Annotated in this window: 17 protein-coding genes; 10 read left to right on the top strand and 7 right to left on the bottom strand. The window is 63.4% G+C overall.

What is annotated here, in order from left to right:
• Positions 1-7: 7 nt before the first annotated feature.
• The 5 genes from MESCI_RS20185 to MESCI_RS20165 all read right to left on the bottom strand — a co-directional run bounded on the left by MESCI_RS20185 (position 8) and on the right by MESCI_RS20165 (position 5063).
• Positions 8-892, bottom strand: coding sequence for a dihydrodipicolinate synthase family protein (locus tag MESCI_RS20185; protein WP_013531798.1), 885 nt, complete (start codon positions 890-892; stop codon positions 8-10).
• 144 nt (positions 893-1036) lie between these two features.
• Positions 1037-2176, bottom strand: a complete 1140-nt coding sequence (gene dprA / locus MESCI_RS20180) for a DNA-processing protein DprA (RefSeq protein WP_013531797.1) — start codon at positions 2174-2176, stop codon at positions 1037-1039.
• A complete protein-coding gene (gene plsY, locus MESCI_RS20175) occupies positions 2173-2760 on the bottom strand; it encodes a glycerol-3-phosphate 1-O-acyltransferase PlsY (RefSeq protein ID WP_013531796.1) in 588 nt (195 codons plus the stop codon). The genes dprA and plsY overlap by 4 nt, the downstream gene beginning before the upstream one ends.
• A 60-nt stretch (positions 2761-2820) precedes the next feature.
• Positions 2821-4107, bottom strand: a complete 1287-nt coding sequence (locus MESCI_RS20170) for a dihydroorotase (protein ID WP_013531795.1) — start codon at positions 4105-4107, stop codon at positions 2821-2823.
• Complete coding sequence (locus MESCI_RS20165; RefSeq protein WP_013531794.1) at positions 4104-5063, bottom strand: aspartate carbamoyltransferase catalytic subunit; 960 nt, start codon at positions 5061-5063, stop codon at positions 4104-4106. The genes MESCI_RS20170 and MESCI_RS20165 overlap by 4 nt, the downstream gene beginning before the upstream one ends.
• A 193-nt stretch (positions 5064-5256) precedes the next feature.
• Here MESCI_RS20165 and MESCI_RS20160 point away from each other — a divergent pair, with 193 nt between their 5' ends.
• The 3 genes from MESCI_RS20160 (at position 5257) to MESCI_RS20150 (ending at position 7989) form a co-directional block, all read left to right on the top strand.
• The gene (locus MESCI_RS20160; protein ID WP_013531793.1) at positions 5257-6885 is read left to right on the top strand and encodes a DNA alkylation response protein; all 1629 of its coding nucleotides are present in this window, start codon (positions 5257-5259) and stop codon (positions 6883-6885) included.
• Between the two features lie 193 nt (positions 6886-7078).
• Positions 7079-7648, top strand: coding sequence for a hypothetical protein (locus MESCI_RS20155; RefSeq protein WP_013531792.1), 570 nt, complete (start codon positions 7079-7081; stop codon positions 7646-7648).
• Positions 7648-7989 (top strand): DUF6105 family protein, encoded by a 342-nt coding sequence (locus MESCI_RS20150; protein ID WP_013531791.1) that lies wholly within the window; start codon positions 7648-7650, stop codon positions 7987-7989. Before MESCI_RS20155 ends, MESCI_RS20150 begins: the two co-directional genes overlap by 1 nt.
• Here the strand turns inward: MESCI_RS20150 and ruvX are convergent.
• Positions 7907-8413: a Holliday junction resolvase RuvX gene (gene ruvX, locus MESCI_RS20145; protein ID WP_013531790.1), complete on the bottom strand. Its 507-nt coding sequence runs from the start codon at positions 8411-8413 to the stop codon at positions 7907-7909. The two genes, MESCI_RS20150 and ruvX, sit on opposite strands and share 83 nt — an antisense overlap.
• A 122-nt stretch (positions 8414-8535) precedes the next feature.
• Between ruvX and MESCI_RS20140 the strand changes: the two genes are divergently transcribed.
• The 7 genes from MESCI_RS20140 (at position 8536) to MESCI_RS20110 (ending at position 13462) form a co-directional block, all read left to right on the top strand.
• Positions 8536-9243: a metal-dependent hydrolase gene (locus tag MESCI_RS20140; protein WP_013531789.1), complete on the top strand. Its 708-nt coding sequence runs from the start codon at positions 8536-8538 to the stop codon at positions 9241-9243.
• Between the two features lie 54 nt (positions 9244-9297).
• Positions 9298-9684, top strand: coding sequence for a hypothetical protein (locus MESCI_RS20135; protein WP_164919950.1), 387 nt, complete (start codon positions 9298-9300; stop codon positions 9682-9684).
• A 130-nt stretch (positions 9685-9814) separates the two neighbouring features.
• Entirely contained in the window at positions 9815-10102 is a 288-nt protein-coding gene (gatC, locus tag MESCI_RS20130) for an Asp-tRNA(Asn)/Glu-tRNA(Gln) amidotransferase subunit GatC (RefSeq protein WP_013531787.1), read from the top strand.
• Between the two features lie 8 nt (positions 10103-10110).
• On the top strand, positions 10111-10566 hold the full coding sequence (locus MESCI_RS20125; RefSeq protein WP_013531786.1) for a GNAT family N-acetyltransferase: 456 nt from the start codon (positions 10111-10113) through the stop codon (positions 10564-10566).
• Complete coding sequence (locus MESCI_RS20120; protein ID WP_013531785.1) at positions 10566-12131, top strand: amidase; 1566 nt, start codon at positions 10566-10568, stop codon at positions 12129-12131. Before MESCI_RS20125 ends, MESCI_RS20120 begins: the two co-directional genes overlap by 1 nt.
• Position 12132: 1 nt before the next feature.
• On the top strand, positions 12133-12663 hold the full coding sequence (locus tag MESCI_RS20115) for a hypothetical protein (RefSeq protein WP_013531784.1): 531 nt from the start codon (positions 12133-12135) through the stop codon (positions 12661-12663).
• Between the two features lie 7 nt (positions 12664-12670).
• Positions 12671-13462 (top strand): YdcF family protein, encoded by a 792-nt coding sequence (locus MESCI_RS20110; protein WP_013531783.1) that lies wholly within the window; start codon positions 12671-12673, stop codon positions 13460-13462.
• Here MESCI_RS20110 and MESCI_RS20105 read toward each other — a convergent pair.
• A complete protein-coding gene (locus MESCI_RS20105; protein WP_013531782.1) occupies positions 13441-14154 on the bottom strand; it encodes a DUF599 domain-containing protein in 714 nt (237 codons plus the stop codon). The two genes, MESCI_RS20110 and MESCI_RS20105, sit on opposite strands and share 22 nt — an antisense overlap.
• Between the last annotated feature and the right edge of the window lie 137 nt (positions 14155-14291).

Raw genomic sequence — 14291 nt, 5'->3', positions numbered from 1 at the left:
TTGCCGGTCAGGCTGATTCCCTGGCAAACAGTCTGTCATAGGCGTCAGCCAGCTGTTGTCTCCCCTGCGAACCGATCGGCTCCAGCGGCGGACGGACCGCCAGCCAGCGGTCGTCGCTGGTCTTGCGCGCCACCATGACCTTCACCGCCGGCGTGACCGGATATTTGAGCAATTCGAGCACGAAACGCTCGACACGTGTGTCGTCGCGCCCGTCCTCGGCCATGGCCCGGATTTCGCTGGTAACGAAATTGGCCATGCCGGAGATTGCGCCTTGAGCACCAATTCGCACGGCTCGTGCCAGATGCCGCTCGTCACCGATCAAGATCACCAGATCGCCATGGGCGCCGAGCAGCGCCTCGCTGTAGTCCCAATCCCCGCCGGAATCCTTGACCCCCGCAATGACATCCGGAAAAGCCGTACGCAATCGGCCGATCAGGTCAAGCGAGAGCTGCACCATGGTGACCGACGGAATGTTGTAGAGCAGAACGCCACGGGCGAGGGGACCGAGCACGGCAAAGACAGTGGAAAACCAGCCGAAAAGACCATCGTCGCCGACATTCTTGAAGTAGCTCGGCGGCGCCAGCAGAATGTTGCGGGCGCCGCGCTGCAAGGCATGCCGGGCCTGCTCAGCGGCGTCTTCGGCCGCATCGACCAGCACGCCGGCAACAAGCTGATGCGGCAGGATGCCGGCAGCCAGCATGGCTTCGGTCACCGACCGCCGCTCCCCGGTGCCAACCGATGCGCCTTCGCCGGTGGTGCCAAAAAGCGTAACACTGGTGCACCCCTCCGCCAGGCAACGCTTGGCCTGGGCGACCATGAGGGCGGTGGCGATCTGCCCGGAGGCGTCAAAAGGCGTGGCAAGGGCGGCCGAAAGGCCAAAGCGTGATGTCACCGGAAGTCTCCGAAAGAGGTTCGGAGGCAGTGATATCTCACTAACATGTCAGTTGTAAATCTGGTGGTGCGTTTTTTCTGCCCCCGGATGACGTGGGCGAATCTTCTTGCTGGGAAGCGAACAGCGTCACACCGGAGATGTCGGTCAGACAGAAGAATCCCCCAACACCAGCGAAACATTGCCGCCGGCATGGCGTTCTAGCCGGCCGGCGAGGTCGAGTTCCAGCAGCACCATGAACACTTGGGCCGGGTGCAGGCGGGTATGGCGGATGATCTCGTCGACCGGCACTGGGGTCGGGCCGAGCGCCTCGATGACGCGGGCGCGGTCGCTTTCGCCGGGCGGTGGTGCGGCCAAGAAGTCGGGCGGCTCTTCGAACGGCGGCACGTCGGGCGCTCGCATGCCGGTCAGCGGCGCGATTGCCCTGGAAATATCCGATGCCTCGGTGACCAGGGTGGCGCCATCCTTGAGCAGGCCATTGGCGCCGGCGGCGCGTGGATCGAGCGGTGAGCCCGGTACAGCGAAGACCAGTCGGCCCATTTCGCCGGCAAGCCTGGCGCTGATCAGGGACCCAGAGCGTTGCGCTGCCTCGACCACCACCAGCCCAAGGACCGCACCCGCGACAAGGCGGTTGCGGCGCGGAAAATCCTGAGCGCGCGGCTGCCAGCCGAACGGCATCTCCGAAATGATGGCGCCACGCTCGGCAATCTCTTCGCACAGGCCTGCATTTTCAGGCGGATAAGGCTGGTCGAGGCCGCCGGCCAGCACGCCGATCGTGCCGGTCGCAAGACTGCCCTGATGCGCCGCTGTGTCGATGCCGCGCGCTAGGCCGGAGACGATTGCGTAGCCGTCGCGGCCGAGGTCGGCTGCCAGCATGCGCGCCATCTTGATGCCGGCCAGCGACGCGTTGCGTGCCCCGACTATGGCGACACCCGGCAGCCGGAAAACAGCTGCGTTGCCCTTTACCGCCAGCAGGGGCGGCGGATGATCCATGTTGCGCAAGAGGGGTGGGTAGTCTGCTTCACCGATGCCGACAAAGCGGGCGCCGGCCTTTCCAGCTGTTTCCAGTTCGGCCTCGGCCTCGGCAACGGACGGGATGCGGGCGATGCGGATGGCGCCGCCCGAAATCATCAGTTCCGGCAGTATTTCAAGCGCCGCTTCGGCTGAGCCGAAGCGGTTGATCAGGTCGCGAAAGGAGGCAGGGCCGACATTCTGGGTGCGGATCAGTCGTAGCCAGCTCAGCCGCTGCCGGTCGCTGAGGCGCGGCCCGGCGGTCGGCTCGCTCATCCCTTGGCTCCGATCTTGCCCTCGGTGCCGGCAAGCAGGCGAGAAATGTTTTCCCGGTGCTTGATGAAAACGATGACGCTCATCACCACGAACAATCCGGCAATTTGCGGCGTGCTCAGGACATAGAGGGCGATCGGCACGATGACCGCCGCCGTCAGCGCCGCAAGCGAGGAATAACGGAAGAGGAATGCCATCACCAGCCAGACGACGGCGAAGATCAGCGCTACCTGCCAGGCAAGGCCGATCAGCACGCCGAGATAGGTGGCGACGCCCTTGCCGCCCTTGAAGCCCAGCCATACCGGGAAGAGATGACCGAGAAAGGCGCCGAGACCGGCCCAGATCGCCAGGTCAGGCGCGAAATAGCCAGCAATCAGCACGGCGGCCGTGCCCTTCAGCACGTCGAGCAACAGCGTCGCCGCGGCTAGGCCCTTGTTGCCGGTGCGCAGAACATTGGTGGCGCCGATGTTGCCCGAGCCGATCTGGCGCACATCGCCAAGGCCGGCCGCGCGGGTGAGCAGAAGCCCGAACGGAATCGAGCCCAGGAGATAGCCGAACACAAGCGATGGGATGAGGCTGTAAGTCATTGTTTCCCCCGCATTTCCCCCAGTTTGGCCGGATCAGGCGCGGTGCGCGGGTTGTCCGGCTCAGACGGAGAACACTGTGCGGCCCGCAACCAGCGTTTGCAAGACCTTGCCTTGCAGGCGCGCACCTTCGAAACAGGTGTTTTTTGAGCGCGAACGAATGCCGCTTTCGCTGACGATCCAGGGTTCGTCGAGGTCGACAAGCGCAAGATCGGCGAGAGCGCCGGGCTTCAGCGTGCCACCGGGCAGTCCGAACAGTTTTGCCGGGGCCGTGGACAGGGTCTCGATCAGCCTCAGCAACGGCACGTCGCCATTGTGGTAGAGCCGCAAGGCCGCGCCCAGCAGCGTCTCCAACCCGATGGCGCCGGCCGCCGCATCGGCGAAGGGCAGGCGCTTGGTGTCGACATCCTGCGGATCGTGCGAGGAGACGATGATGTCGATCGTACCGTCCCTGACCGCCTCGATCATCGCCAGCCGGTCTTCCTCGGCACGCAATGGCGGCGTCAGGCGAAAGAAGGTGCGGTATTCGCCGACATCGTTTTCATTGAGCGACAGATTGTGGATCGCCACGCCTGACGTCACCGTCACCCCGTCGGCCTTGGCACGCGTCACAGCGTTTGCCGCCATCGCCGTCGAGATCTTCGCCGCATGGTACGAACCGCGCGTCAGCCGCGCCAGCGCAAGGTCGCGTTCCAGCGGGATGGATTCGGCCTCGCGCGGAATGCCGGAAAGGCCGAGCCAGCTGGCGTAGAGGCCTTCATTCATCACGCCGGATGAACCGAGGTCCGCATCCTGCGTCTCATGCACGATGGTGGCGCCGAAGTCGCGCGCATAGGTCAGCGCGCGGCGCATCACCAGCGCGCTTGGTATGGTGTGGCGGCCATCGGTGAAGGCGACCGCGCCGGCTTCGCGCAGCAGGCCGAACTCGGTCATCTCGCGCCCGTCGAGGCCCTTGGTGATCGCCGCAGCCGGAAAGACGTTGACGATCGCCGTATCCTTGGCGGTGCGCAGCACGAACTCGACAAGCGCCACATTGTCGATCACCGGGTCGGTATCGGGCATCATGACGATGGAGGTGACGCCGCCAGCCGCCGCCGCGACACTCGCCGACGCAATTGTTTCGCGATGCTCGCCGCCCGGTTCGCCGATGAAGACGCGGCCATCGACCAGGCCTGGAATGATCGCCTTGCCGGCGCAGTCGATTATGATGGCGCCCTCGGGCGCGCCCTGGTTGAGCGCTGCCTTGCCGGCGGCAACGATCTTGCGGCCATCGACGATGACGGCGCCGATCTCGTCCATGCCGCGCGAGGGGTCGACGATGCGGGCGCGCTCAAAGACCGTTATGCTCATGCGCCGCGGCCCTCTTGATTGCGACGGGGATCGAGCAGCGCTTCCATGACCGCCATGCGCACAGCAACGCCCATTTCGACCTGTTCCTGGATGACGCTTTGCGGGCCGTCGGCGATTTCCGAAGCGATCTCGACGCCACGGTTCATCGGTCCGGGGTGCATCACCAACGCGTCGTCTTTGGCCGCCTTCAGTTTTTCCGCATCGAGGCCGAAATAGCGGAAATACTCGCGCACCGAAGGCACGAAGGCGCCTTCCATGCGCTCGCGCTGCAGGCGCAGCATCATCACCACATCGGCGTCCTTGAGGCCTTCGGCCATCGAACGGGTGACGATGACGCCCATCTTCTCGATGCCAGTGGGCAGCAGCGTCGACGGCGCAACGACGCGCACCTGCGCGCCGAGCGCGTTGAGCAGCATGATGTTGGAGCGCGCCACGCGCGAATGCAGGATGTCGCCGCAGATCGCCACGATCAGCTTCGACAGCGGGCCTTTGGCGCGGCGGATGGTCAGCGCGTCGAGCAGCGCCTGTGTCGGGTGCTCATGCGCGCCGTCGCCGGCATTGACGACGGAGCAGCCGACCTTCTGCGCGAGAAGCGCGGCCGCACCGGCCGACTGGTGGCGGATGATCAATATGTCGGGCCGCATGGCATTCAGCGTCATCGCCGTGTCGATGAGCGTTTCGCCCTTCTTCACCGAAGAGCTTGCCACCGACATGTTCATGACATCGGCGCCAAGCCGCTTTCCGGCCAGTTCGAACGACGACTGCGTGCGCGTCGAGGCTTCATAGAACAGGTTGATCTGTGTGCGGCCGCGCAGCGTCGAGGTTTTCTTCTCGGACTGCCGCGAGATCGCGACCGCCCGGTCCGCCCGGTCGAGCAACAGCTCGATGTCGGCAGGGGAAAGGTCGCGGATGCCCAGAAGATGGCGATGAGGATAGGGGGACGAAGCGTCGGTCATCTCAAGGGGCTGCTATAGGGTGGAGACTTTGCGGCTGCAAGCGCCAGCTTTGCATTGGAGCCGTTCTCCTCATTTTTTTCGTGTAGATGGCCGATTGTATCGGCCGGTATTTTCATCGCGCGCGCTGCATGGCTTGGCTATATCTAGCCGACAGCCTCGGATTCGTGGCTTTCTGACGATAGAAGGATTGGGCGTGACCGACGACGTGACGAACCAGCCGCCGCCGCTGACGGGCGGCAACGCCTGGCGGGGCGATCCGTTGCTGATCCAGCTCGCGGAGCGTTTTTCCGATCCGGTGCGCCGGGAACTCGACGGTCTCGGCCGTTTCGTGCTGACGCAGGAGGCGCAGGAACTGGCGCGCCTCGCCAATGTCGAGACGCCGAAGCTGAGGACGCATGATCGCCAAGGACGGCGCATCGACGTGGTCGAGTTCCATCCCGCCTATCACGCCTTGATGCGCCGCTCCGTGGCCAATGGGCTGCATTCCTCGGTGTGGGAAAACGGCGACACCGAGATCGGCCGCCGCCATCAGGTCCGTGCCGCCCGGTTTTATCTGACGGCGGAGCTCGAGACCGGGCATCTGTGCCCCATCACCATGACCAACGCTTCGCTGGCGGCCTTGATGGCAAGCCCGAAACTGTTTCGTGAATGGGCGCCGCGCGTGACGACGCGCAAATATGACCAGAGCCAAAAGCCGCCGGTGGAGAAAACCGGGCTGACGCTCGGCATGGGCATGACCGAGAAACAGGGCGGCACCGATGTGCGCGCCAATGTGACGAGGGCGGAACGCGCCGGCAGCGGTTTTTATCGTCTGACCGGGCACAAATGGTTCATGTCGGCGCCGATGTCGGATGCCTTCCTGGTGCTGGCGCAGGCGCCGGAGGGGCTGTCGTGCTTCCTCGTACCGCGCGTTCTCGGTGACGGCTCGGGCAACGGCTTCCGCTTCCAGCGGCTGAAGGACAAGCTCGGCAACCGTTCCAACGCATCCTCCGAAGTCGAATTCGTCAATGCCATCGGCGAGATGGTCGGCGAACCCGGTGCCGGTGTGAAGACGATCATGGACATGGTGACGCTCACCCGGCTCGATTGTGCCATCGCCTCGTCGGCGATCATGCGCGCGGGCCTCGCCGAGGCCGTTCATCATGCCCGCCATCGTCAGGTGTTCGGTTCGACCCTGATCGAGCAGCCGTTGATGCAGCGCGTGCTGGCCGACATGGCACTCGATGTCGCCGCTGCCACCGCACTGTCGTTCCGGCTGGCGCGGTCCTTCGACGAGGCGGCCAGCGACCGCGGTGAAGCGGCGTTTGCCCGCGCCATGACGCCGGTCGTCAAATACTGGGTCTGCAAGATCGCGCCGCCTTTGCTCTATGAGGCGATGGAGTGCCTCGGCGGCAATGGCTATGTCGAGGAGGCGCCGCTCGCCCGCTATTATCGCGAGGCCCCGGTCAACGCGATCTGGGAGGGCTCGGGCAATGTCATGGCGCTCGACGTGCTGCGCGTGCTTGGCCGTGCGCCCGGCCTGTTCGAGGATGTGCTGGCCGGCATCGACCGCGATCTCGGCGCCGGCGGACGCGGCACGATCGGCGTGCTGAAGGCGGCGATGCAGGTCGCTTCAACCGACGAAGGTTCGGCTCGGCTGCTCACCGAGCAGCTGGCTCTGTCGGCTGCGGCGGCGGAATTGCGCCGTCTGGGGGCAGGGCGGATCGCCGACGCTTTCGTCGAGACGCGATTGGCCGGCCAATGGCGCAACACCTATGGCATGATCGATTCGCGCCACGATGCACGCATGATCATCGACACGCTCTATCCGCCGGTGAACTGAGCCGCGAGCATCGCAAAAACCGGCGCCATCCACAGTTTGAGGCGTTGGTCCGTATCCTCTCGCATATGGCTAATTTCCGTTAACCTTAACAAATGGTTTCCGTTGCGATGGCGAGCGGCAAGGCCCACTGTCCCGGCGCAAGCAGGCAATGGTTCAGATTGGCCGTCTCCTGCTTTGCGAAGCAGGAACACCGATGCGACAGGTACTGACCTCTTTTCTGACCTTGCACTGGACGATTGTTTTCGCCCTGCTTGCGCTCATCTGCATCGACGGAAACCGTGGTGTGGCGGCGGCGCTCGGCGTGATCGGTGCCACAATCGAGGGTACCCGCTTCGTCAACCTCGACAATTTCGTTGTCGTGGCGCCGCTTGCCACCGCATTGCTGGTCGTCGCGGTTCTGTTTTTCTGGGCCTTTGTCGAAGCCCTGGTCAACGACGCGACCAGCCCGGACGCCGACAGCGTTGCCCGCATCGCCTTCATCTGCGCGTCCGGCGTGTTGTCGCTGATCGTCATCGGGGGTGCTGCGCAAGGCATAAACGGGCTGTTCATGGCTGTTGCCGTTCAGCTGGCAGCACTTCTGGCATCCTATGTCGCCATGCTTGCCGAACGGCGGTCCGTGGTTGCGGCAGCGGCTTCGGGCGAAGGCGAGATCCATGCCGTCGCGCACGGCATGGCAAAAGCCGCAGCCCACAATTCGCTGCTTTCACTCATATCAGGCCGAACGGTGTCCAAAACCGGCTCCAATCCCAGGGGAGGCCGCTGATGCGCTACATCTTCGGATTCTGGGCGGCGCCGATGGCGATTTTCTGGGGCTGGTTCTATCTGTCGGCCAATGACATCAATTTCGGCTACGCGATGCTCAGCCGACAGATGCACGACTTCTTCTTCCAGCTCTACGGTCAGATGCTCGGCATCGATCCGGCGATCATCCCCGGCATGGTGGCGAAGACGTGCGTCTTCGACGGGTTGCTGCTGATGGCGCTTTGGGCATTCCGCCGTCGCCGCGAAATCGCCGGCTGGGTCAGACAGCGCTGGGCGGGTCCGGTTCCGTTCGAGCGGATGCGTGGAGCGACTGAAGCCGGTCCAAAACTCCCTGCAGAATAAACGCGGCTGCCGCCGAATCGATCTTACCGGCGCGCTTGCGGCGCGAGAAATCCATCTCGATCAGCGTCCTTTCGGCCGCGACCGTCGATAGCCTTTCGTCCCAGAGCACGAAGGGCAGGTCGCTCATTTGTGCCATGTTACGGACGAAGGCGCGCGATTTCTGCGCACGCGGACCTTCCGAGCCGTCCATGTTGATCGGCAGCCCAATCACCACGGCGCCGGCATTCTCCTTTTGCAGCAAGGCGAGCAGCACCGCCGCATCGAGCGAAAATTTCCTTCGCATGATGACCGGACGCGGATGGGCGAAGGAAAACCTCTGGTCCGAGACCGCGACGCCGATCGTCTTGTCGCCGAGGTCAAGCCCCGCCAGCGTCTTACCGCCGGCTAACCGCGCCGGCAATTCTTCGATCGTGATAATGCCCACCGGCCGTCCTTCGCCTTTCACCACCAGGTGTTTTGTCAAACGCGTGGCGGACAAGTAACCCTTTGATCTCGGGGCCATTGGCGTTCTATCCTTTGGCAAGTCAAAAATCGAGGAATGCATTCATGAAACTGACCTGGTACGGCCACTCGGCCTTTCGGATCGATACCGCTGATGCCAAGATCCTCATCGACCCCTATCTGATAGGCAATCCGTCATGGACGGGTGGCTGGGAGGGCCCGGCTGAGGGTGTCACGCATGTGCTGCTGACGCATGGCCACAGCGACCACATCAGCGGCGCGGTGGAAGTGCTCGGCAAGAGCGGCGCCCAGCTCGTCGCCAATTTCGAGATCTGCATGTATCTGGTCGGCAAGGGCGTCAGCGACAAGAAGATCAATCCCGGCAACATCGGCGGCACCGTCGATTGCGGCAGCTTCACCACCACTTTTGTCCAGGCGCTGCACTCATCCTCGTTCCCGGGCGAGGGCGGCCAGAACACCTATCTCGGCAATCCGGGCGGCCTCGTCCTGCATTTCCCGGAAGACAAAACGCTCTATCACATGGGCGACACCGACATCTTCTCCGACATGGCGCTAATCAACGAGTTGCATGAGCCGAAGATAGGCCTGGTGCCGATCGGCGACCGCTTCACCATGGGCGGCGCGGTGGCGGCACTTGCCTGCCGGCGCTTCTTCAAATTCGACACCGTGGTTCCCTGCCACTTCGGCACGTTTCCGATGATCGACCCGACCGCCGATAAGTTCGAGGCCGGCCTGGAAGGATCCGGTGTAAGGCTGGCGTTGCCGAAAATCGGTGAGACGATTACGATCTAGAAACAGCTAAAGTGGAATAAATCCATGGTATTGGGGCGATCTCTTTGCGTTTCCATGTTTGTCGCGGCGTCGCCCGCGCTCGCCGCGGATGATTTCATCGAAGGCGTCTACCTTCAGTCCGAAGAGCTTTGCACGCAGGCCAAAAAGGACACGCAGCAAACGCTGATCGACGCCGGCAACATCGTGCTTTCGGCGCACGGCCTGCAGAGCGTCGAATACAATTGCGAGTTTCTGCAGGTCAGCAAGGCGACCGCTTCGCCGAGCTGGGCGGTGACGGCCATCTGCCAGGAACCGGGCTATGTCTTCCCGGATGTCCTCTCGGTGACGCAAATGAATGAGAAGCAGATCGATCTCGTGTCGGTCCGGCCCGTCAACGACGAAAGCGAAGCAAGCGGCAACAGCGGCAGCTACTATTTGTGCGAGGGCGTTGCCCTGCCGTAGACATCATCCTGTGCGTGGATCGATGGCCGAAGACTAGGCCGCCGCCGCAGCCTGGTCTCTCGCACGATGCATGTTGCGCAGCGCGCGCGGCGCCGCTATAGCCCGAACTGGTTTTCCCCGAGGCAAAAACATGTCCGTAGATCTTCAGACAGTGAAACGCGTCGCGCATCTCGCCCGCATTGCAGTGAGCGAGGAAGATGCCGAACGGATGACCGGCGAGCTGAACGCCATTCTGGGCTTCGTCGAACAGCTGAATGAGGTCGATGTTTCCGGCATCGAACCGATGACCTCGGTGACGCCGATGGACATGAAGAAGCGTCAGGACGTTGTTACTGACGGCGGCAAGGCAGCTGACATCGTCGCCAACGCGCCGGCGACCGAAGAGAATTTCTTCCTCGTGCCGAAGGTCGTGGAGTAAACCGGCCGATGGCAATCGACATCGCCATTGAAACGCCACTGCAGGACGACGTGCGCGGCCTGGTCGAGGAACTCAACCAGACCTTGCTCGAACTGACGCCGCCGGAGCATTGCTATCATCTGACGGTCGAGCAGATGGCTGGTGAGGACACGACTGTCTTCATCGCCCGCGACAACGGCATGGCCATTGGCTGCGGTGCGCTGAAACGCCATGACGGCGCTGTCGGCGAGGTCAAGCGCATGTACACGCGGCCCTCGCATCGCGGGCAGAAGATCGGCGCGAAAATCGTCGAGCAGGTCGAGGCGCTGGCGCGCAACGAGGGGCTGAAGCGCCTGGTGCTGGAGACGGGCGACCGTCACCCCGCGGCGTGGACCGTCTACGAACGCGCCGGGTTTTCGCGTTGCGGCCCGGTGCTGGATTATCCCGATTCCGAGTGGTCGGTGTTTTACGAAAAGAGCCTTTGATGAGCGACCTGACCCAGCTGACGATTTCACAGGCTCGCGCCAAGCTGCACGGCAAGGAAATCACCGCGACCGAGATCACCGAGGCCTATCTCTCGGCCATCGATCGCGCCAATCCCGCGCTCAATGCCTATGTCGCGGTGACAGGCGACAAGGCGCGCGACATGGCCAAGGCGTCCGACGCAAGGCTGGTCAAGGGCGAGGGCGGTGCGCTGGAAGGCATCCCGCTCGGAATCAAGGACCTGTTCGGCACCGAAGGCGTCCATACGCAGGCCTGCAGTCATGTGCTGGACGGGTTCAAGCCGCGCTACGAATCGACCGTTACGTCAAATCTGTGGGCCGACGGCGCCGTCATGCTCGGTAAACTCAACATGGACGAGTTCGCCATGGGCTCGTCCAACGAGACGTCCTACTATGGCCCGGTCATCAATCCGTGGCGGCGCTCGCGCCTAGACACGGTGGTGATGCCGACGACGCATCAGGGTGATGGCGGCTTCGTCTCGGCCGGCGGCACCAGGACCGCGCGCAGCCTGGACAATGCGCAGCTGGTGCCGGGCGGTTCTTCCGGCGGTTCGGCAACCGCAGTGTCGGCCTTCCTGTGTGCCGGCGCGACCGCGACGGATACTGGCGGCTCGATCCGCCAGCCGGCCGCCTTCACCGGCACGGTCGGCATCAAGCCGACCTATGGCCGCTGCTCGCGCTGGGGCATCGTCGCCTTCGCCTCGTCGCTCGACCAGGCCGGCCCGATCGCTCGTGACGTGCGCGATGCCGCGATCCTGCTGAAGTCGATGGCCTCCGTCGATCCGAAGGACACGACGTCGGTCGACATGCCGGTACCGGACTATGAGGCCGCGATCGGCAAGCCGATCAAGGGCATGAAGGTCGGCATTCCCAGGGAGTACCGCGTCGAGGGCATGCCCGAAGAGATCGAAGCGCTGTGGCAGAAGGGCATTGCCTGGCTGAAGGACGCCGGCGCCGAGATCGTCGATATTTCCCTGCCGCATACGAAATACGCGCTGCCCGCCTATTACATCGTGGCGCCCGCCGAGGCTTCGTCCAATCTCGCCCGCTACGATGGCGTCCGCTACGGCTTGCGCGTGCCGGGCAAGGATATCGTCGACATGTATGAGAAGACCCGTGCCGCCGGTTTCGGCCGTGAGGTCAAGCGCCGTATCATGATCGGCACCTATGTGCTGTCGGCCGGCTATTACGACGCCTACTATCTGCAGGCGCAGAAGGTGCGCAATCTGATCAAGCGGGATTTCGAGACTGTCTTCGCCGCCGGCGTCGATGTCATCCTGACCCCGGCAACGCCATCCGCCGCCTTCGGCATCGCCGACGAGGACATGGCTGCCGATCCGGTCAAGATGTACCTGAACGACATCTTCACCGTCACGGTGAACATGGCCGGCCTGCCGGGCATCGCTGTGCCCGCCGGGCTCGACGCCAAGGGTTTGCCGCTCGGGCTTCAGTTGATCGGCCGGCCGTTTGACGAGGAAACCCTGTTCCAGACCGCCGCCATCATCGAGCAAGCCGCCGGCACATTCCAGCCGGAGAAATGGTGGTAGCATGCCGCCCCCGTCTCGCATTTCCATCGTCGAGACGGAAGACGAACTGCTGATAACCAACCCACCGCGCATCTCGGATTTCAGGATGGGCTTCGTCCTGGTTGGGGCCGCGATCGTTGCCTACACCGGCTACATGGGATTGACCGACACGTCGCCCGCAAACGTCGCCAGCGGCACTCTCGGACTGCTGTCGTTCACTGCGATCATTGCCCTCTTCACCTACTTCCTCGGCAAGGATTTCATGTGGCTGGTGTTCGGCAAGGAAACCCTGCGGCTAACCGACGTGGCAGCCGTGCGCGACGTCAGGGGTTTTGTGCGAAATCGTTCCTCATTGCCTTTGAAAGGGCACCTTGAGGCCGAAATCCTCGACCATACCTATCCAACGGATGAAGCGGGGCTGTCGGAAGTCATCAGGTTGACCAACACCAACGGCGTCCTTGTTTTCGGCAGGGAGTTGAGCCGGCCCGAGGCCGAGGCTGTGACAAGTGCCGTCGAGCACTTCATCGGTCGTGAGAATTCGAGCCGACGATAGGCAGCCAATGTTCTTCTACCTTTCCAAGATCTTCTGGTTCTTCATCCAGCCGCTCAACCTGGCGATCTTCCTGCTGCTGGCGGGACTGCTCGCGGTCACGATCGGGCGCCGACGGTTAGCGGGCGCCGGCAGCGTGCTGGCATTTTTGATCCTTGCACTGTCAGCCTGGACGTCGCTCGGCGCCATGATGCTCAATCCGTTGGAAGAGCGCTTTCAACGCCCGCCGCTGCCGGAAAAGGTCGACGGCATCGTCGTGCTCGGCGGCGGCTTCGAGGGCGCCATCAATCTGGCGCGCGGCGGCTATGAGCTGAACAGCAGCGGCGATCGGATGGTCGAGACCGCGATTCTCGCCCGGCGCTTTCCCACCGCCAAGGTGGTCGTCTCCGGCGGCACCGGCGCGTTGTTTCTCGATGGCGAGGGCGATGCCGCAACCGCGCCGCGCCTGCTCACCGCGCTTGGCGTGGCCGCCGACCGTATGATCCTGGAGAACAAGTCCCGCAACACCTATGAGAACGCGGTCTTCACCAAGGAGTTGGTAACGCCGAAGCCCGGCGAGACCTGGCTGCTGGTGACCTCGGCCTTCCATATGCCGCGCGCCAAGGCGCTGTTCGACAAGGCCGGCTTTGCAACCGTTCCATGGCCGGTCGACTATCGCACCTCGGGACGGGAAGGCGTCGGCCTGTTCCGCGACAATCCAGCCGATTCGCTGCAGGCCACCACCATGGCCATCCGGGAATGGATCGGGCTTTTTGCCTACTGGCTGTCAGGCCGGATCGATCAGCCTTTTCCGGGTGGCTGACCGATCACCGCCTGCCTGGCCGCCGAGAAGAACTGGCGCCGCACCAGCACCGCCAGCAGCAACAGCGTCGACAACACGAACACCATGGGGTCGACGAACCAGCCGAGATAACCGATCGAGAAGAACACGCCGCGCAGGCCGGAGTTGAAGTGCTTTCCGGCCAGCATGTTCATTTGCGCCGCACGCCACACCGCCGTTTCGGTGACCGGATTGCGCGAGGCTTCGCCATGCGGGATTGGCACGGCGCCGATCAGGATCGTGCAATAATTGAACAGCCGGTACGCCCAGCCGAATTTGAAGAACGAAAACGCCAGGATCAGCACCAGCCCAAACACCTTTATCTGGAAGGCCGCGCGCGACGGCGCGCCACCCAGAGGCAGGTCGCTGAGCACTTCAAGAACCCGGTCGGACGCGCCGAGCAGGGCAAAGCAGCCGCCGATCGCGATCAGCGAGCTGGAGGCGAAAAAGGCGGTGCCTTGCTGCAGCCCGCTCATGATGGCGGTGTCGACGATGCGGATCTCGCGCTCGGCCATGGTCCGCATCCAGGCTTGCCGCTGTGCATTCATCGCCGTCGTCAGCGACACCCGGCTGACAAGCTTGCCGTCGGAGGCAAACGTGTGCAGCAGCCACGCGACGAGGAAGAAGGCCAGCGCCGCGAGATCGGCTGTCGAAAGATCGAGGGAATCGCCCATGGCCTGAATTTATCACATTCAGCGCGATCGCTTCGATGTCCGCATACAGCGATCGTGCCAATGTCGCTGCCGGAGCAAACAAGGTCGGCGGGTGCAGCGCCGCGATTTCCAAAAGAGCGGAAACATCGTGGGAATTC

The sequence above is a fragment of the Mesorhizobium ciceri biovar biserrulae WSM1271 genome (assembly GCF_000185905.1).
GTDB classification, from domain to species: Bacteria; Pseudomonadota; Alphaproteobacteria; order Rhizobiales; family Rhizobiaceae; genus Mesorhizobium; species Mesorhizobium ciceri.
This window is presented reverse-complemented; position numbering and strand designations above follow the sequence as displayed.